The following is an 18,270-nucleotide window of genomic DNA, read 5'->3' on the forward strand; positions in this document are numbered from 1 at the left end:
ACCCGCAGGAGATATGCCGATGTATCTGGACAAGTTCAAACTCGATGGCCGCGTGGCGGTCGTCACCGGCGGCGGCCGCGCGATCGGCCTGGCGATCTGCGAAGCGCTGGCCGAAGCCGGCGCCAAGGTGGTCATTGCCGATCACGATGCAGCGGTGGCCGAGCAAGGCCTGGCCATGCTGCGCAGCAAGGGCCTGGATGCGCAGATCGTGCAGATGGACGTCACCGATTCGGCACGCGTCACCAGCGTGGCCGATGCATTGAACGCCCAGTTCGGCAAGGTCGACATCCTGGTCAACAACGCCGGCATCGCACGTAGCCAGACCCCGGCCGAAACGGTCACCGACGAGCACTGGCTCAATGTCATCGACGTCAATCTCAATGGCACGTTCTGGTGCTGCCGCGCATTCGGCAAGCACATGCTGGACAGCGGCGACGGCGTGATCGTCAACGTCGGTTCGATGTCCGGCTTCATCGTCAACAAACCGCAGGCGCAGGCCTACTACAACGCCTCCAAGGCAGCGGTGCATCACCTGACCAAATCGCTGGCCGCCGAGTGGGGCGCGCGCGGGGTGCGCGTCAATGCAGTCGCGCCTACCTACATCGCCACGCCGCTCAATGCGTTCGTCAAGGAAGACCCGGCAATGTACGAGGCCTGGATCGGCGGCACGCCGATGGGGCGGCTGGGCGAAGTGGAAGAAATCGCCTCAGTGGCGCTGTTTTTGGCCTCCCCCGCCGCCAGCCTGATGACCGGCAGTATCGTGCTGGCTGATGGCGGCTATACCTGCTGGTAAGCCATGCAACCGACCGACGAGGCGATCTACATCGGCGTGGACGTGGGCACGGGCAGCGCCCGCGCCGGGCTGTTCGACGCGCGCGGCCAATTGCTCGGCACCGCGCGCCACGCCATCCAGACCTGGTACTTGCCCGGCGAGATGGTCGAGCAATCGTCGGCCGACATCTGGCAGGCCTGCGTGCTGGCGATCCGCGCCGCGCTGGCGCACACCGGCGTGGACGCCGCGCACGTGGCCGGCATCGGCTTCGATGCCACCTGCTCGCTGGTGGCGGTGGCCGCCGACGGCGGGCCGGTGTGCATCAGCCCAGCGGCCAGGTCGAGCGGGATGTGATCGTGTGGATGGACCACCGCGCCATCGCCCAGGCAGCGCACATCAACGCCACCGACGAGCCGGTGCTGCGCTATGTCGGCGGGCAGATTTCGACGGAAATGCAGACCCCCAAGCTGCTGTGGCTCAAGCAGCACCTGCCGGAGAGCTACACGCGCGCGGCGCATTTCTTCGACCTGGCCGACTGGTTGAGCTGGCGCGCGACCGGCAGCACCGCCCGCTCGCTGTGCACGGTGACCTGCAAGTGGACCTATGTGCAGCACGAAGGGGGCTGGAGCCGGCATTACTTCGAACGCATCGGCCTGGCCGACCTGCTGGACGATGCGGCCGCACGGATCGGCAACACGGTGGTGCCACCAGGCACCGCGCTGGGCCAGGGGCTGACGGCGCGCGCCGCGGACGAGTTCGGCCTGCGGGCGGGCACTGCGGTGGGTGCGGCGTTGATCGATGCCCACGCCGGTGCCATCGGCACGCTCGCCAGCCCGGCCGCAGAGGGCCGGCCGATGCCGCTCACCGCGCGGCTGGCCTATATCTTCGGCACCTCGGCCTGCGTACTGGCCAGCACGCAGACGCCGTGCTTCACGCCCGGCGTCTGGGGGCCTTACGGCTCCGCACTGGTCCCGGGACTGTGGCTCAACGAGGGTGGCCAATCCGCCGCCGGCGTGGCGATCGACACCCTGGTGCGCTCGCACCCGGGCTATGCCGACGCCAGCGCACAGGCGAGAGCCGCAGGCCAGGAGGTGCTGCAGTGGCTGGAGGAAGGCGTGCTGGCGCGCGTCGGCAGCGCCTCCCAGGCCGCCTGGCTGGCGCGCGGGCTGCATGTACTGCCGGACTATCTGGGCAACCGTTCGCCCGATGCCGACCCCAACGCCCGCGCGATGATTGCCGGGCTGACCATCGACCACGACCTGCACGGTCTGCAAGCGCTGTACGTGGCCGGCATCTGCGGCCTGGGTTATGGGCTGGCCGAGATCATCGATGCGCTGCGCGCACAGGGTGTCAGGTTCGACAACGTGATCATGAGTGGCGGCGCCAGCCACAGCCGCCTGGTCCGCCAGTTGATGGCCGATGCCTGTGGCGTGCCGGTGCAGGTCGCCGCCACCGCCGAACCGGTGTTGCTGGGCAGCGCGATGCTGGCCGCGGTGGCCAGCGGCGACGTTGCCGACCTGCCGGCCGCCATGTCGGCGATGAGCGGCCTGGGCGCGAGTACTGCAGCGACGCCGGACGACATCGCACGCTTGCATGCCGCGAAGCGACGCGGATACCAGGCCATGCAGGCGCTGGATCGGCAGTTGCGCCAAACGATGGACGGCATCGGCGAAGGATGACTGCTGACGCCTGTGGCGCGCGGGCGGCAAGCGCGCGCGTAGTTGGCGTCGGTCTGACGGCCAGAGCGCAGATCGGGCATCTGCATTGCATCCACGTCGATAAGTGCAGCTGAGGCACCGTCACGGGCAGCGGTCGGATGCGACACGCAGCATGCGTGCCACGCGGCAGCGCAGCGCGCGGGCTGCGGACTCGTCCCACCCCGGCGCAGCCATCCCGCCGCTCGCGCCATACCTTAAAACGCAAACAGCCCGCACAAGGCGGGCTGTCTGGCGATCGTCGGCCACCGCGGTGGCGAGTGACGGTCAGTCGTCGTTCTTGGACATGTCTTCGTCGGCGACCACTTCGGCGGCGGCCCATTCCAGCGCTTCGCGCTCGGCACGCTCGCGTTCGGCCTTCTCGACTTCATCGATCAGCGCGTTGTCGATCCGGCGGGCGGCGATCTCGCGCAGCGCCATCACGGTGGGCTTGTCGCTGGCGTCTGCGTTTTCGATCAACGGCTGCACGCCGTTGGCGAGCTGACGGGCGCGCTTGGAGGCCATCATGACCAGCTCGAAACGGTTGTTCACGACTTCCAGGCAATCTTCTACGGTAATGCGGGCCATGCGGGCTCCCGGCGACCAGCAACGGCCGCGCATCGAATGAGGGAAAGGGGGCGGAGTGTACGCCTGCGCCGCTGGGCGGGCAACCGGCGCCCATTCAGTTTGCTTTGGAATCAGCCACTTGGATCACATCGATCAAGACGCAGCGCTGTCCTGGTGCGCAGAACGGCCCCGCACGTTGGGCTGGGCCGTCCTCCCATGGACCGCGGCAACGTGCAGGACCTATTGCCGATTTCCAGCAGCAGCGTCGTTGCGCCGGGGCATCGAGCATCGATGCCCTGCAGCACTGCCTCAGTCCAGCAGCGCCTGGATCAATCCGGCATGCCGCTGCTGCTGCGCCTGCCGACGCAGCCGGCTGGCGGTGAAGATGGCGCACATCTCCGACACCGCGGTGTCGAAGGTTTCGTTGATGATGACGTAGTCGAACTCTTCGAAATGCAGCATCTCTTCGCGCGCGGCGGCCAGGCGCTGCGCCATCACGTCCTCGCTGTCCTGCCCGCGCTTGCGCATGCGCTCGTCCAGCGCCTGGCGCGAGGGCGGCAGGATGAACACGCTCACTGCATCGGGCACCTTCTGGCGTACCTGGCGTGCGCCCTGCCAATCGATCTCCAGCAGCACGTCGTGGCCGGCGGCCAGCTGCGGCTCCACCGACTGCCGCGCGGTGCCCTTCCAGTCGCCATGCACCAGCGCATATTCGAAGAAGTCGCCCGCTTCGATCATGCCCTGGAACTCGTCGGCGGAGACGAAATGGTAGTGCTCGGCATGCCGCTCGCCCGGCCGCGGCGCGCGCGAGGTGAACGAGATCGACAAGGCGATCTTCGGGTCGCGCGCCAGCGTGGCGTTGACGATGCTGCTCTTGCCGGCGCCGGAAGGGGCCGCAACGATATAGAGGGTGCCGCGCATAGGTCAGGGATTCGTGATTGGGGAGTCGGGATTCGCGAACGGACTGCGGACCGGTACCACCGGGGGCGACATGCTACCGGGATTGCTCACAGCCCGCAGATTCCGGCAGTGGCGGTTGCTACTCCCGAATGCCAAATCCCCAATCCCGGCTATTCGATGTTCTGCACCTGCTCGCGGATCTGGTCGATCAGCACCTTCAGATCCACTGCGGCGTTGGACGTGCGGCTGTCCACCGACTTGGAGCCCAGCGTATTGGCTTCGCGGTTGAACTCCTGCAGCAGAAAGTCCAGCCGGCGGCCAACCGGTTCGCGCTGCTTGAGCACGCGGCGGATTTCGGAAATGTGGCTGGACAGACGGTCCAGTTCTTCGTCCACGTCGAGCTTCTGCAGCCACAGCACCAGTTCCTGCTCGGCCCGGCCCGGGTCCACCGGATGCGGCAGATCGGCCAGGCGCGCGGCCAGCTTGACGCGCTGACCCTCGCGGATCACCGGGATCAAGACGCGCACCTCGGCGGCGATGCGTTCGATCGCATCCACACGCTCGCTGATGGCCTCGGCCAGCTTGCCGCCCTCGCGCTCGCGCGCAACCACAAAACTGTCGACCACCTCATCGAGCAAGGCCAGCGCCTGCGCCTGCAGCGCGGGGGCATCCACGTCCTGCACCTGCAGCACGCCGGGCAGCTGCAGCAACTCGGTGAAGCCCACCTGCAACTTGGGAAACAGCCCGTCCAGTCGTGTGGCCAGCGCACCCAGTTCGTGCAGCAGCGATTCGTTGACCGCCAGCGTCTGTGCGTTGTCCGGCGCGCGCAGGCGCAGCGTCAGATCCAGCTTGCCGCGGCTGTTCCTGGCTGCCACGCGTTCGCGCAGCAGCGGCTCCAGCGCGCGCAATTCTTCGGGCAGGCGCACGCCCACTTCCAGAAAGCGGTGGTTGACCGAGCGCAGCTCGCAACCAAGCGTGCCCCAGGGCGTGATGCGTTCGCCGCCAGCAAACGCGGTCATGCTTCGGATCATCGTCAATCCCGTACCGTCAAAGCGCGAATGGTACCCTAGCCGCCCACACCGGCCGGCTGCTGCCCGCCGTGCATTGGCGCCAAGACCCACCTCCCGACTTCCGGACTCATCGCATGACCTTTTCCCGTCCCAGCGGCCGCACGGCCGATCAGCTGCGCCCGGTGCGCATCGAACGCGCCTTCACCCGCCATGCCGAAGGCTCGGTGCTGGTGAGCTTCGGCGACACCCGCGTGCTGTGCACCGCCAGCGTGGAAAACCGCGTGCCAGGGTTCCTGCGCGGCAAGGGCGAAGGCTGGGTCACCGCCGAATACGGCATGCTGCCGCGCTCCACCCACACCCGCTCCGACCGCGAAGCCGCACGCGGCAAGCAGGGCGGGCGCACGCTGGAAATCCAGCGCCTGATCGGCCGCGCATTGCGCGCCTGCGTGGATCGCAATGCGCTGGGCGAGCGCACCATTACCCTTGACTGCGACGTGCTGCAGGCCGATGGCGGCACCCGTACTGCGGCGATCACCGGTGCCTACGTGGCGCTGGCCGATGCTGTGAATCTGCTGCTCAAGCGCGGCGACATCAAGAAGCACCCATTGATCGGCGCCGTCGCTGCGGTATCGGTGGGCATCTATCGCGGCGAGCCGGTGCTGGATCTGGATTATCCGGAAGACAGCGACTGCGACACCGACATGAATGTGGTGATGAACGATGGCGGCGGCTTCATCGAGCTGCAGGGCACCGCCGAAGGCCACGCATTCCGCCGCGACGAACTCAACGCGCTGCTCGCCCTGGCCGAAAAGGGCATGGGCGAATTGTTCGCACTGCAACGCGCTGCGCTGGCCGGATGAGCCGTCGCATCGCCCTGACCACCTTGTTGGTTGCCGACTACGACGCGGCCATCGCCTGGTACACCGGCGCGTTGGGCTTCCGGGTGCTGGAAGATCGCGCGCTCGGCGATGGCAAGCGCTGGGTGGTGATCGGCCCCGGCAGCGCGCAGGAGGCCGGCTTGCTGCTTGCGCAGCCGGCCGACGCCGCCCAGCGCGCACGCATCGGCGACCAGACCGGCGGGCGCGTGGATCATTTCCTCTATACCGACGACTTCTGGCGCGACCACGCGACGATGCAGGCGTTTGGCGTGGAGTTTCTGGAAACCCCGCGCGAAGAAGCCTACGGCACGGTCGTGGTGTTCCGCGATCTGTACGGCACCAAGTGGGATCTGCTGGAGCCCAAGCAATGAGACAACTGGTCCTGGCCAGCGGCAACGCCGGCAAGCTGGAAGAACTGCGCGCCATGCTGGCCGCGCTGCCGCTGCGCATCGTCGCGCAAGGCGAACTCGGCGTGGAAGACGTGCCGGAAACCGGCCTGACCTTCGTCGAGAACGCGTTGATCAAGGCACGCCACGCCAGCGCCGTCACCGGCCTGCCCGCGCTGGCCGACGACTCGGGCGTGATCGTCGATGCGCTCGGCGGTGCGCCCGGTTTGTACAGCGCGCGCTACGCCGGCAGCCCGACCAATGCGCAGGCCAACAACGCCAAGCTGCTCGATGCCATGCGCGATGTGCCCGCCGAACGCCGCAGCGCGCGCTTTTATGCGGTGATCGTGCTGCTGCGTCACCCGGAAGATCCGCAACCGCTGATCGCCGAAGGCAGCTGGGAAGGCGTGATCACCACGCAACCGCGCGGCGACGGCGGCTTCGGCTACAACCCGGTGTTTCTGGACCCGGTCTACGGCCTGACGGCGGCGGAAATGGACAGTGACCTGAAGAACCGCCTGAGCCACCGCGCAGTGGCGCTGGCCACGCTGCAGCACAAGCTGCACGCGCTGGCGCTGTAACGGACGACCCCACGCAGTGCCCGACCTGATCCCGCCCCCGCTTTCGCTCTACGTGCACCTGCCCTGGTGCGTCCGCAAATGCCCGTATTGCGATTTCAACTCGCATGCGGTCAAGGGCGTGTTGCCGTTCGAGGAGTATGTGGATGCATTGATCCGCGACCTGGATGCGGATCTGCCGCTGGTGTGGGGGCGCGTGGTGCATTCGGTGTTCTTCGGCGGCGGCACGCCCAGCCTGTTCCCGGCCGAGGCGATCGACCGCCTTTTGCAGGCCGCCGCCGCGCGCCTGCGCTTTGCGCCCAACCTTGAAATCACCCTGGAGACCAACCCGGGCACGGCCGAACATGGCCGCTTCGAGCACTACCGTGCGGCCGGCGTAAACCGGCTGAGCTTCGGGGTGCAGACCTTCGACGATGTGGCGTTGCAGCGGCTGGGCCGCATCCATGACAGCGCGGACGCCGAGCGCGCGATCAAGCTGGCGCAGGATGCCGGCTACGACAACGTCAATATCGACCTGATGTACGCGCTGCCCGAGCAGACGCTGCTGCAGGCCGAGCACGATCTTGAGCGTGCCTTCGCGCTGCAGCCCACCCACATGTCGCATTACCAGCTGACGCTGGAGCCGAATACGGTGTTCTTCGCGCGGCCGCCCAAGGGCATTCCCGACGACGATGCGGCCTGGGATATCCAGGAACATTGCCAGGCGCTGCTGGCCGAGGCCGGCTATGCGCAGTACGAAGTCAGCGCCTACGCCAAACCGGGGCGGCAGTGCGCGCACAACCTCAACTACTGGCGCTTTGGCGATTACCTGGGCATCGGCGCCGGCGCGCACGGCAAGATCAGTTCCGGTGCGCAGCAGCACGTGCTGCGTCGCTGGAAGCACAAGCATCCGCAGACCTATCTGGCCAGTGCCGGCAGCGCCGCGTCCATCGGCGGCGATGAAATCGTGCCACTCGAGCGCTTGCCGTTCGAATACATGCTCAATCTGCTGCGGTTGCACGAAGGCTTTCGCCTCAGCGATTTCGAGGCATCGACCGGCCTGGCTGCCAGCGCCATCGCGGCGCCGGTGGCGCGTGCGGTGGCACAGGGTTGGCTGATCGAGCAGCACGGACGCGTGGTGCCCACCGAGCTGGGCCGCCGCTTCACCAATGATGTGGTCGAACTGTTCCTGAGCTGACAGCGCGCGTCGCCCCGCAAAGGTTGCCGGTAACACGCTGACGCGACGGCCGGCTACGTTGGAGCCAGCGGCGCACGCACCTGCCGACGCACGCGTGCAGACATCAGCGCATCCCTCGTCAGGCGCCTACAGGGTCGCTGGGCGGTGGAAAAACATGCTACATAGCTCACGCTTTGCATCGAGCCCACCCTCCCGGATGTCCACGCCCGTTTCCTCCCTGCAGCCCACACTCAGCGGCCCGATCGCCGAGGCACCCGTGTCCGCGCGTGGGCGGCGCCTGCTCGGCATGCTGCATGCGCACTGCGTGCAGGCGCTCAATGGCCCGCTGCGGCTGACCATCGTCGAGCTGGAGCGTGCGCTACTGCATCAGGCCGAACATGCGCGCAATAGCCAGATCCAGGCCGACACCTATGCGCAGATGCGCGGGCTGCGCGATCACATCGACCGGTTTCCGCAGCTGTTCCTGCAGCACCTGGCGCAGGATCTGGCAACACTGCGCGATCGCCCCAGCCTGGCACCGCCCGCCGAGACAGCCGCCCAGCCGCAGATGCTGACCCTGGTGGAAGACACCGATATCGACCGCGATATCGTGCTCAGTGACATCGCCCGGCGCGAAACCTCGCGCCGTGCCGATGCGCTGCAATTGCTGGCGCAGCGGCTGGCGGTGATCGGCGCGGTGCCGGAGTTCGAGCTGGATGCGTTGCCACTTGGCCCTTACGCGCTTTGCCGGATCGTGCGCGAGTGCGGCCAGACCCTGGGCCTCAACCTGGATGGGCAGCTGGCGCTGTACAAGGTGTTCGAGCACCAGGTGATGGACCGCCTGGGCGACGTGTACGAGCGCGCCAACGGCTCGCTCGCGCAGGAAGGCATCCTGCCCGGCCTGATCTACCACCCGTATCTGGTCAGACCCACACAGGTGCAGACACGTCGCACCCTGCCGGGCAGCGCGATTGCGTCCAATCAGTCTGCACTTTCGGGAACACCCGGCGCTGCGCAACGCAGCGCCCGCCCGGCCACTGCATGGGCCGGCCAATCCGCGCCAACCGCATGGCAGAGCGCGCTGCTCGCTCCGCGCGGCACTTCTGCGGTTGCGCCCACCGCATCGGCAGCCGCGCAATCGGCCCCGCCCGCACTGGACGAGGTGGCGCACGCGCTAGGCGGCTTGATGTCCTCGGCCCGGCAGTCGCAAGCGGTGGGCGGCCCTGCTCCACATCAGGGCGGCACGCCGGGCAGCCTGGCGCAGGCCGCCGCGGCACAGGCACAGGCGCACGCGCAACCCGCTGGCCCGGCGCCGGCCAGCGTACCCAGGGCAATGCTTGGCGAGGCGCTGGCGAGCCTGCAAGGCGCGCTGAGCGCGCTGAGCGCGCAGGCGGCTGCCACGCCGCAGGCCGCCGGCATCGATGCAGTGCAGCGCCAGGTGCTGGAGCTGTTGCGCGCCGAGCACGGTGCACAGGCCGCGCTGTCGCCGCAGGATAACGACACCTTCGATCTGCTCGGCCTGCTCTACGCGCAGATGCAGCGCGAGGTGCGCGAGCACACGCCTGCGCAGGCCCTGCTCGCCAAGCTGCAGGTGCCGGTGATTCGCGCCGCATTGGCCGACACGCATTTTTTCGTGCGCGACCAGCACCCGGTGCGCGAGTTGCTCAATACCGTGGCCGAGTCCGGCGCGGTGTGGCTGGGTGACGACGATGTCGACCCGCAGCTGTTGCACAAGCTGGGCAGCGCGGTCGACACCATCGTCCACGACTACCAGGGCGACGAGGCGGTGTTCGCCGCCGCCAACGACGACATCCAGGCGCATCTGCGCAACCTGGCGCGCAAGGCCGAGGTGGCCGAACGCCGGCACGTGGATGCCGCACGCGGCAAGGAACGCCTGGAATCGGCCAAGCAGCAGGCCCAAGCGCGCATCGAAAAACTCTGTGAAGACAGCGCGCCGCCGCGCTTCGTGCAATCGCTACTGCGCCAGGCGTGGTCGGATGTGCTCACGCTCACCTTGCTGCGGCAAGGCGAACAATCGCCCGAATGGGACGAGCGCCAGGCGCTGACCGCGCGCATTGCCGAGGTCACCTGCCGCAGCAAGGGCCTGCCGACCGATATCGCGCTGGGCACCGATGTCGAAACCGCATTGCTGCAGGTCGGCTATCACCACGATGAAGCGGCCGCGATCGCGCGGCGTCTGTCCACGCCCGGTGGCGACGATGAACTCACCTCGCGCACCGAGCTCACTGCCAAACTCAAGGCGCGCGCCCGGCTGGGCGACCAGGGCGACGCCGCCACGCGCAAGCCGGCCACCACGCCGCGCACACCGGACGAGGAAGCCTGCTACGTGCAGCTGCGTAGCCTGCCCTTCGGCACCTGGTTCGAGTTCGTGATCAATCAACAAGGCGATCTGCGCCGGCAACGCCTGTCCTGGTACAGCCCGATGACCGGCAATGCGTTGTTCGTCAATCAGCGCGGCCAAAAGCTCGGCGAGCAATCGCTCGATGGCCTGGCGCGGCTGATGGCCAGCGGCCAGGCGCGCTTGCTGGTAGAAGAAAAATCGCGGCTGATCGACCGCGCCTGGCATGCCACCGTGCGTACGCTGCGCAGCCTGGCCGGCCACTCCCCCGTTGAGGCATCGACATGATCCAGGAGACCCGTCGCGCCCCGCGCCGCCAGCCCAGCGACATGGTGCCGGTGGTCGACATGCTTAGCGAAGCGCAGATCGGCCGGGTCGGCAACGTCTCCGAAACCGGCATGCTGCTGCTGGCCTCAGTTCCGTTGCACGACGACGCGCTGTACCAGCTGCGTTTCAGCCTGCCCGAGCGCATCGGCCGTGCCACCGAAATCGATGTCGGCGTGCACTTGTTGTGGTCCGAAGCGGCGCATGCGCCCGGCCAGGCCTGGGCCGGCTTTCGTTTCCTGAGCATGTCCGAGCCGCATCGCCTGCGCCTGCGCGCCTGGATCGCCGAAGAACACATGGTCGGCTGACCGATTCACAAGCTTTGCGGCAGACTTGCGGCCTGCCTTGCATCGCCGATCGAGTTCCACATGACCCAGCCTTCCATGAGCCGCCTGTACTCCGACCACCTGCGTACGCTCAGCGCGCGCGCCGATGAAGCGTTGCAGCGCGGCGGCTTCGATCACCTGGTGGTGCCCAGCGGCACCACGCATTACCAGCTGTTCGACGACCGCGATTACCCGTACGCGGTCAACCCGCAGTTCAAGACCTGGGTACCGCTGACGCACACCCCGAACAGCTGGCTGATCTACACCCCGGGCCAGCGCCCGACGGTAATTTTCTATCAGCCGTTCGACTACTGGCACGTGGTACCCGACGCCCCCAGCGGCTGGTGGGTGGAGCACTGCGATATCCACATCATCCGCACTCCGGACGAGGCATTGAAGCTGCTGCCCGCGCGTAGCGAACGCTGCGCCATCTTAGGCGAGGTGCAAAGCGCGCTGGGCGCCTATGTGCCGAACAACCCGCAGCCGGTGATCGATTACATGGACTATCAGCGCGCCTTCAAGACGCCGTACGAACTGGCGCTGATGCGCCTCGCCCAGCAATTGGCGGTGCGTGGGCACCGCGCGGCCGAAGCGGCGTTTCGCGCCGGCCAGAGCGAATTCGGCATCCATATGGCCTACTGCGCGGCGGTGGGCCAGGACGCCAACGCGCTGCCGTACGGCAACATCATCGCGCTCAACGAGCATGGCGCGGTGCTGCATTACACAGAGCTGGGCCAACACGCGCCGCAACCGCTGCGCAGCTTTCTGATCGACGCCGGTGCATCGGCGCAGGGGTATGCAAGCGACATCACCCGCACCTACGCCGCCGACACCGGCAGCGAATTTCAGGCGCTGATCGACGCCGTCGATGCCGCCCAAGTGCGCATGGGCCAGAGCGTGCGCGCCGGGGTGGATTACAAGCAGCTGCATCTCGACGCGCATCTGGCCCTGATGGGGATCCTCAAGGAGTTCGGCATCCTCACCGTGTCGGCCGAAGCCGCATTGGCCACCGGCGTCAGCGCCGCGTTCTTCCCGCATGGCCTGGGTCACCTGATCGGCCTGCAGGTGCACGACGTGGCCGGGTTCGCCGCCAGCGACCGCGGCGGCCACATCGAACGCCCGGCCGGCCACCCGTACCTGCGTCTGACCCGCGTCCTGGAGCCCGGCATGGTGGTGACCATCGAGCCGGGCGTGTACTTCATCGACATGCTGCTGGACGAGGTCAAGAAAAACGGACACGCCGCCAGCGTCGACTGGCAGCGCGTGGAGCAGTTCAAGCCCTACGGCGGCATCCGCATCGAAGACGAAGTGGTGTGCACCGATGACGCACCGGAAAACCTGACCCGCCCGGTCTTTGCCGCACCCTGATTTGCACAGCACAGCACGGAGCATCGCCATGAACGACCCACGCCAGACCTCGCACCCCGACCACCCGATGTACCAGCAGATCGAACGCGGCGTGCATGCGATCGACGCCGCGCACGGACGCGCGCCCGACCAGACCAGTGCGCGATTGACCGCTGCCTTGTTGCCATTGGCCAAAGAAGGCGGGTTGTCGCGCGTGGATCACGTATTGATGAGCGAAGCGAACAAGACCGGCGTGCACGGCGGCGAAAACGTGTTCGTAGTGCAGGGCGACCCCGCCAACCCGGCACATCTGCGCGCGCACATGAAAACCGAGCACGCATTGGCCACGCCCGAAGAACAGTCCTTCGCGCGCGTGCAGCAGATCGCCGCACCTGGCGAGGTGATGCAACAGCCCGAGCGCACGCAGACCCCGCAGCTGGGGCAATGAAATCGGCGGCGCGTCATGCTTGCGGTGCGCCATCGACCGCACACGCCCTGCCTGGACGCGCGCTTGGCGCAAAGCATCAATAGGAGCTCACACAAGGTAGCGAGCAGCCGTCAGGTGGGTGAAGACGGCGTACTCACAACCGCATTGCTGGTGTTGATCTTTGTCTGGCTGGCGACCGACAGCCGCCGGCAAGCTTTCGCCGACCGATAATGTGGGAGGGAGTACATGTCACGGACCACTGGGCGCGCGCGCCTGGCTGCTGCACAGCAGTTTTATGAGCTGCTCTACATGCATTTCGCATCTTGAGCGCCTTGGGCAGTTGCGCCGGCCCACCAGCCGCTTGCGCTGATGCATCGCCATGCCAAGCCTCAACATCCCTGTGAAGGGGCTGACGGCCAGGTGGCAGGCGCTTCTGACGATCGATCCGTCAGCAATTACAAACGAACGCCAGCCATCTCCGTTTCGATGTCATCGGCGCTGCGCGCCAACGCATCGGTGAGCACACGATGGCCATCGGCAGTGATCAGCACATCGTCTTCGGTGCGGATACCGATGCCGCGCCACTTGGCGTCCACGCTCGTATCGTCGGCCGAGACATATAGCCCCGGTTCGATGGTGAACACCATGCCAGGCTCCAGCAACCGTGAGTCGCCGGCCAAGCGGTAATCGCCGACGTCGTGGACGTCCAGGCCCAGCCAATGCCCGGTCTTGTGCCGATAGAAGCGCTTGTACTGCTCCTCGGCGATATTGCGCTCCAGCTTGCCCTTGAGCAGACCCAGGCGCAGCAGCCCCTCGGTCAGGGTTTGCACCGCAGCCAGATGGCCGGCCTCGTACGCTACGCCGGGGCGTGCCTGCGCGAGCGCAGCCGCCTGCGCGGCGCCGACCAAGTCGTGCAGCGCGCGCTGCGCGGGCGTGAAGCGGCCATTGACCGGAAAGGTGCGGGTAATGTCGGCCGCATAGCCGCGGTATTCGGCCCCGGCATCGATCAGCACCAGCTCGCCGTCGCGGCTGCGCGCGTTGTTGGCGCGGTAGTGCAGCACACAGGCGTTGCTGCCGGTGCCGACGATGCTGCCATACGCCGGCCACGCATCGGCGGCGCGGAATTCGCGCTCCACCTCGGCCTGCAGTGCGTATTCGTGCATGCCCGGGCGCGCCAGACGCATCGCCGCACGATGCGCGCGCACGCTGATGTCGGCGGCCTGCTGCATCAAGGCGATTTCGTCGCGCGATTTGAACAGGCGCTGCTCGTGCAGCAGATGCCCCAGCTCCAGAAATTCGTGCGGCGGCTGCGCGCCGTGGCGCACCTGCTCGCGCACGCGCTTGAGCCAGCCGATCAGCTTGAGATCGAAATCGACATCGCGCCCGAAGTGGTAGTACACACGGCTCCGGCCTTCGAGCAGACCCGGCAGGATCTCGTCCACATCGTCGATGGGATAGGCATCGTCCATGCCATAGCGCTCCACCGCCCCTTCCTGGCCTTCGCGCGGGCCGTCCCAGGCTTCGCGCTCGGCATCGCGCTCGCGGCAGAACAGGATCGCTTCGCCATGCTTGCGCCCGGGCACCAGCACCAGTACCGCCTCCGGCTCGGGAAACCCGCTCAGATACCAGAAGTCCGAATCCTGCCGATACGGGTAATGGGTGTCGTGGCTGCGGATGCGCTCCGGCGCAGCGGGCAGGATCAGGATGGCCTGCTCGCCAGCCATCTGCATGAGCTGCTTGCGCCGGCGCGCGTATTCGGCCGCGCCGATCCCGGTGAGCTTTTTCATCGTGGTGCGACGATCAGTTCAAGCGTTGACGGAAACGCGGCCCCATCACGCAGTCGCCATGCAGCAACAGCACTGCCACGCGCACGAATTCTTCAATTTCGGCCAGCGCGGTGTCGTCTTCTTCACCGGCATCAAAATCGTCACTGGATGCCTGCGCCAGACGCGCCAGATCCTGCAACGCTTCGTCGCCCTCTTCACTCAGCGCCTGGCGCTGCTGCGCTGCCAGGCCGAAACCGCCCAGAAACGCGCGGCACCAGTCGAACAAGGCGTCGGTGCGCGCCGGCAACGGGGCGCCGTCTTCGACCAGCAGCAGCTCGAAGGCGAAATCGCGATCTTCCAGCTGGGCCACCGTCGCCTGGCGCATCTGGTCCAGCGCGCCGCCCTGCTTTGGCGCCACCTGGGACGTATCGGCCAGGATGCGCGCAAGCCAGTCGCCGCTGTCGGCACCACCGCCGGACAGCCATCCGCATAACCCGCCGTGCAACTCCGCCGCAGAGGACGCCAGCGCGAGCTGACGACTTTCAGTTTGCACAGCGGTTACGTCAGGCAGATCCATCGAGTCATCCAGGCTAAGAGCAGAAGGTGCCCGAGCACGCCGGGCGATTTGACTTCCCAGTGTACCAAGGCACCCGGCATCGGACCTCTACCACGACGTTCCATGCAGCGTTCCACGAGCCAAGCGCCGGGCCGGCTCGACCCGGCTCAAGGCCTGTGCTGGCTTGGCCTGAAGGCGCGCAAGCCGGCGCTCGTCCGGCGCTTGACCGCCACGCGCACGCGCCCCTATCGTGAGTGCATGGACAACGCCGCCGCCCTCGCCCAGATCCGCGCACTTGCCGCCCGCGTGGAGGCGCTGGTCGAGCGGACTCAACGATTGACCGACGAGAACCGCAGTCTGCGGCATCAGCAGGAGCAGCTGATCGGCGAGCGGTCGCAGTTGCTGACCAAAAACGAACAGGCGCGCTCACGCGTGGAAGCAATGATCACGCGGTTGAAGTCACTGGAGCAGCACACGTGAGCAGCAACGAACCGGTCAGCGTGCGTATTCTGGATCGTGAATACACGGTTGGCGTCACCGCGGACGAGCGCGAGAGCCTCACCGCCGCTGCGCGGCTGCTGGATCTGCGCATGCGCGAGATCCGCGGCAGCAACCGCATGGCAGCGGTGGATCGCGTCGCGGTGCTGGCCGCGCTCAATCTTGCGCACGAGCTGCAGCAGTTGCGCGATCAGCAGGCGCTTTACGATCGCGAACTGGCCAACACGCTCGACACCTTGAATCGCCGTCTGGACAGCGTTGCCGACACGCCACGTTGAGGCGTACGTCGCACTGCCGTCGCAAAGATGAACTCTGCAGCGCACTCGCCGACGAATGGGCTAGCCATCGCGCAGCAGAGGTCTATAATTCGCATGCGTTCTCTGCTGTAAACGACAGCGTGCAAAACATTCGCCTTGTCCCTTAATTACGACCACGGGGGCGCGACGAAGCCGGGAGTGCAAGTCCGCCTTGCAGCGGGAAGCCCGATGGCCTCACAACGTCCCCACTTGAACCCCGGGTTCAAGGTCGTTTCGCCCGCATCGTCACGGCGGAGAATGCAAATCTGAAACGGCGCCTTCGGGCGTCGTTTCTTTTTGTGCGTCCGCTGATTGTCTTTTCGTACGTCCATCGCCTGCAGCATGAGCATGATCTTGCGGTATTGCTGCGATGTGCGTTCGCACGCCATCCGCGCTTGCACAGTGACGTCTTGGCGCGTTCAAAAAACGCAGCTTGCAGCAGACACGGCACACCGCCAGCGCGCCCTTCCACACGCCCCGCTAGGCAGCTGGACGCCGGCCACCGACAATGTGCCTCCCTCACCGCTGCGAGACACCGATGACCAAGGACCGAGAGGTATTGCGCCAACAGCTGCGCGCGCAGCGGCGCAGCCTGCCGGCCGCGCAGCGCCTGGCCGCAGCCGATGCCTTGTCGGAGCGCTTGCTGGCGCTGCCGTTTGCGCCGCAAAGCGGCGCGGTGGCCGGGTATTGGGCGATGGATGGCGAGATCGCGTTGCATCGCTGGCAATTGAGCCTGCCAGCCGGAGTGCGGTATTGCCTGCCGGTGCTGGACGGCCGCGTATTGCGCTTTGCGCCATGGCGACCGGGCCAGGGCCTGGTCAGCAATCGCTACGGCATTCCCGAGCCGGACGTGGCGCGTGCCGACACGCTTGCGCCAGAAGACATGGCGCTGGTGGTCACCCCACTCACCGGTTTCGACGCCACGTGTCGGCGGCTGGGCATGGGGGGCGGCTGGTATGATCGCAGCTTCGCGTTCCGGCATCGCCAGGCGCCGCCACCCTGGCTGGTCGGCGTCGGCTTCGCTGCGCAGCAGGTGCCTGCCTTGCCGACCGAATCCTGGGACGTGGCGGTGGACGCCATCTGCACCGAACACGCCACTTTCCTGAAAGACGACACCCTCTCTGCATGACTGCCCGCAAGCGCTACTGGTTGATGAAGTCCGAGCCGGACACGTTTTCCATCGATGATCTGGAGCGTGTCGGTACCGAGCCGTGGAACGGCGTGCGTAACTATCAGGCGCGCAATTTCATGCGCGACGGCATGCACGTCGGCGATGGCGTGTTTTTCTATCACTCCAACTGCAAGGTGCCCGGCATCGTCGGCATCGCCAAGGTGGCGAGCGCGGCGTATCCGGACGACACCCAGTTCGACCCCAAGTCCGATTACCACGACCCCAAGGCCAGCCGCGAAGACCCGCGCTGGATGCTGGTGGACGTGGCGTTCGAGCGCAAACTCACACGCACGATTTCGCTGGATGAGATCAAGCAGCACGCCGATGCGCTGGGCGAAGGCTTCCCACTGATCGCACGCGGCAACCGGCTGTCGATCCTGCCGGTGACCGCCGCGCAGTGGAAGCTGCTTTTAGCGCTGGAATAGCCGGGATTGGGCATGGGAGATTGGCCCACTGCCCGCCCGCATTGCATCGCCTTGACGAATCCCGACTCCCCACCACCCATCCCGAGCTCCTACCATGTCCGAAGCAAAACGCCTGGCCGCCGAGAAGGCGATCGATTATGTGGAAGACGGCATGATCGTCGGTGTGGGTACCGGCTCGACGGTGGCCTACTTCATCGATGCGCTGGGCCGGATCGGCCATCGCATCAAGGGAGCAGTGTCCAGCTCCGAACAGAGCACCGCGCGGTTGCGCCAGCACGGCATCGAGGTGCTTGATCTCAACCACACCGGCACACTGTCGCTGTACGTGGACGGCGCCGACGAGTGCGACCCGAATCGTTGCCTGATCAAGGGCGGCGGCGCGGCGCTGACACGCGAGAAGATCATTGCCGAAGCCAGCGAGCGCTTCATCTGCATCGTCGACCCGAGCAAGCAGGTGCCGGTGCTGGGCAAATTCCCGCTGCCGGTAGAAGTGATTCCGATGGCGCGCAGCCTGGTGGCCCGCCAGATCCTGGCCATGACCGGCGGCCAGCCGGTGTGGCGCGACGGCGTGGTCACCGACAACGGCAACGTGGTGCTGGACGTGCACAACCTGCAGATCACCGATCCGGTGGCGCTGGAGCGCAGCTTGAACCAGATCCCCGGCGTGGTTTGCGTCGGTTTGTTCGCGCGCCGCCCGGCCGATGTGGTGATCGTCGGTGGCGAGCCCCCGCGCGTGCTCTGACGCACGCCGCGTGCACCAGGTTCGCGCGTCCATGCGATGCGCGGACATGCGTAACGAGGCCTGGCGCCAACACCTCAGGCCTTGCAGAAGCA

21 protein-coding genes and 1 other RNA gene are annotated in these 18,270 nt (G+C 66.8%); 17 read left to right on the forward strand and 5 right to left on the reverse strand.

Annotated features, from left to right (window positions below):
* Positions 1–19: 19 nt before the first annotated feature.
* The 3 genes from BJD12_RS07710 to BJD12_RS07715 are packed head-to-tail and all read left to right on the forward strand — an operon-like array spanning position 20 to position 2,451.
* Positions 20–793 carry an SDR family NAD(P)-dependent oxidoreductase gene (locus BJD12_RS07710; protein WP_042828589.1) on the forward strand — a complete coding sequence of 258 codons (774 nt, stop codon included), beginning with the start codon at positions 20–22 and terminating at the stop codon, positions 791–793.
* Between the two features lie 3 nt (positions 794–796).
* Positions 797–1,126 (forward strand): FGGY family carbohydrate kinase, encoded by a 330-nt coding sequence (locus BJD12_RS25105; RefSeq protein ID WP_005996770.1) that lies wholly within the window; start codon positions 797–799, stop codon positions 1,124–1,126.
* Positions 1,090–2,451 (forward strand): FGGY family pentulose kinase, encoded by a 1,362-nt coding sequence (locus BJD12_RS07715; RefSeq protein WP_005996768.1) that lies wholly within the window; start codon positions 1,090–1,092, stop codon positions 2,449–2,451. Before BJD12_RS25105 ends, BJD12_RS07715 begins: the two co-directional genes overlap by 37 nt.
* Before the next feature lie 303 nt (positions 2,452–2,754).
* On the opposite strand, the gene rpoZ is transcribed toward BJD12_RS07715, so the two are convergent.
* From rpoZ to BJD12_RS07730, 3 genes are all read right to left on the reverse strand, one after another.
* Positions 2,755–3,054 (reverse strand): DNA-directed RNA polymerase subunit omega, encoded by a 300-nt coding sequence (gene rpoZ, locus BJD12_RS07720; protein ID WP_002812428.1) that lies wholly within the window; start codon positions 3,052–3,054, stop codon positions 2,755–2,757.
* A gap of 288 nt (positions 3,055–3,342) precedes the next feature.
* The gene (gene gmk, locus BJD12_RS07725; RefSeq protein ID WP_005996765.1) at positions 3,343–3,954 is read right to left on the reverse strand and encodes a guanylate kinase; all 612 of its coding nucleotides are present in this window, start codon (positions 3,952–3,954) and stop codon (positions 3,343–3,345) included.
* Between the two features lie 149 nt (positions 3,955–4,103).
* Positions 4,104–4,964 (reverse strand): YicC/YloC family endoribonuclease, encoded by an 861-nt coding sequence (locus BJD12_RS07730; RefSeq protein ID WP_005996763.1) that lies wholly within the window; start codon positions 4,962–4,964, stop codon positions 4,104–4,106.
* A gap of 113 nt (positions 4,965–5,077) precedes the next feature.
* Between BJD12_RS07730 and rph the strand changes: the two genes are divergently transcribed.
* From rph to BJD12_RS07770, 8 genes are all read left to right on the forward strand, one after another.
* Positions 5,078–5,803, forward strand: a complete 726-nt coding sequence (gene rph / locus BJD12_RS07735) for a ribonuclease PH (protein WP_005996762.1) — start codon at positions 5,078–5,080, stop codon at positions 5,801–5,803.
* Positions 5,800–6,192 carry a VOC family protein gene (locus BJD12_RS07740; RefSeq protein ID WP_005996760.1) on the forward strand — a complete coding sequence of 131 codons (393 nt, stop codon included), beginning with the start codon at positions 5,800–5,802 and terminating at the stop codon, positions 6,190–6,192. Before rph ends, BJD12_RS07740 begins: the two co-directional genes overlap by 4 nt.
* Positions 6,189–6,788: an RdgB/HAM1 family non-canonical purine NTP pyrophosphatase gene (rdgB, locus tag BJD12_RS07745; protein WP_005996758.1), complete on the forward strand. Its 600-nt coding sequence runs from the start codon at positions 6,189–6,191 to the stop codon at positions 6,786–6,788. Before BJD12_RS07740 ends, rdgB begins: the two co-directional genes overlap by 4 nt.
* A 16-nt stretch (positions 6,789–6,804) precedes the next feature.
* Positions 6,805–7,962 carry a radical SAM family heme chaperone HemW gene (gene hemW, locus BJD12_RS07750; RefSeq protein ID WP_005996756.1) on the forward strand — a complete coding sequence of 386 codons (1,158 nt, stop codon included), beginning with the start codon at positions 6,805–6,807 and terminating at the stop codon, positions 7,960–7,962.
* A gap of 196 nt (positions 7,963–8,158) precedes the next feature.
* Positions 8,159–10,588 carry a DUF1631 domain-containing protein gene (locus BJD12_RS07755; RefSeq protein ID WP_005996754.1) on the forward strand — a complete coding sequence of 810 codons (2,430 nt, stop codon included), beginning with the start codon at positions 8,159–8,161 and terminating at the stop codon, positions 10,586–10,588.
* Complete coding sequence (locus BJD12_RS07760) at positions 10,585–10,932, forward strand: PilZ domain-containing protein (RefSeq protein ID WP_005996752.1); 348 nt, start codon at positions 10,585–10,587, stop codon at positions 10,930–10,932. The genes BJD12_RS07755 and BJD12_RS07760 overlap by 4 nt, the downstream gene beginning before the upstream one ends.
* A gap of 60 nt (positions 10,933–10,992) precedes the next feature.
* A complete protein-coding gene (pepQ, locus tag BJD12_RS07765) occupies positions 10,993–12,318 on the forward strand; it encodes a Xaa-Pro dipeptidase (RefSeq protein WP_005996751.1) in 1,326 nt (441 codons plus the stop codon).
* 28 nt (positions 12,319–12,346) lie between these two features.
* The gene (locus tag BJD12_RS07770) at positions 12,347–12,745 is read left to right on the forward strand and encodes an XVIPCD domain-containing protein (protein ID WP_005996749.1); all 399 of its coding nucleotides are present in this window, start codon (positions 12,347–12,349) and stop codon (positions 12,743–12,745) included.
* A 434-nt stretch (positions 12,746–13,179) separates the two neighbouring features.
* Here the strand turns inward: BJD12_RS07770 and pepP are convergent, their stop codons facing one another.
* Both pepP and BJD12_RS07785 read right to left on the reverse strand, forming a co-directional pair.
* Entirely contained in the window at positions 13,180–14,511 is a 1,332-nt protein-coding gene (pepP, locus tag BJD12_RS07780; RefSeq protein ID WP_039421353.1) for a Xaa-Pro aminopeptidase, read from the reverse strand.
* A 13-nt stretch (positions 14,512–14,524) separates the two neighbouring features.
* Positions 14,525–15,067, reverse strand: a complete 543-nt coding sequence (locus tag BJD12_RS07785; RefSeq protein WP_005994541.1) for a YecA/YgfB family protein — start codon at positions 15,065–15,067, stop codon at positions 14,525–14,527.
* A 237-nt stretch (positions 15,068–15,304) separates the two neighbouring features.
* On the opposite strand from BJD12_RS07785, the gene BJD12_RS07790 reads away from it, so the two are divergent.
* The 6 genes from BJD12_RS07790 (at position 15,305) to rpiA (ending at position 18,178) form a co-directional block, all read left to right on the forward strand.
* Positions 15,305–15,526, forward strand: a complete 222-nt coding sequence (locus BJD12_RS07790) for a TIGR02449 family protein (protein ID WP_039421372.1) — start codon at positions 15,305–15,307, stop codon at positions 15,524–15,526.
* Entirely contained in the window at positions 15,523–15,822 is a 300-nt protein-coding gene (locus BJD12_RS07795; RefSeq protein WP_005994537.1) for a cell division protein ZapA, read from the forward strand. Before BJD12_RS07790 ends, BJD12_RS07795 begins: the two co-directional genes overlap by 4 nt.
* A 96-nt stretch (positions 15,823–15,918) precedes the next feature.
* A non-coding RNA gene (ssrS, locus tag BJD12_RS07800) (6S RNA) lies at positions 15,919–16,102 on the forward strand.
* 276 nt (positions 16,103–16,378) lie between these two features.
* Positions 16,379–16,969, forward strand: a complete 591-nt coding sequence (locus BJD12_RS07805; protein WP_005994535.1) for a 5-formyltetrahydrofolate cyclo-ligase — start codon at positions 16,379–16,381, stop codon at positions 16,967–16,969.
* The gene (locus tag BJD12_RS07810) at positions 16,966–17,436 is read left to right on the forward strand and encodes an EVE domain-containing protein (RefSeq protein ID WP_005994533.1); all 471 of its coding nucleotides are present in this window, start codon (positions 16,966–16,968) and stop codon (positions 17,434–17,436) included. The genes BJD12_RS07805 and BJD12_RS07810 overlap by 4 nt, the downstream gene beginning before the upstream one ends.
* 94 nt (positions 17,437–17,530) lie before the next feature.
* A complete protein-coding gene (gene rpiA, locus BJD12_RS07815; protein ID WP_005994531.1) occupies positions 17,531–18,178 on the forward strand; it encodes a ribose-5-phosphate isomerase RpiA in 648 nt (215 codons plus the stop codon).
* The last annotated feature ends 92 nt before the right edge of the window (positions 18,179–18,270 follow it).

Source organism: Xanthomonas vesicatoria ATCC 35937, assembly GCF_001908725.1.
GTDB classification, from domain to species: domain Bacteria; phylum Pseudomonadota; class Gammaproteobacteria; order Xanthomonadales; family Xanthomonadaceae; genus Xanthomonas; species Xanthomonas vesicatoria.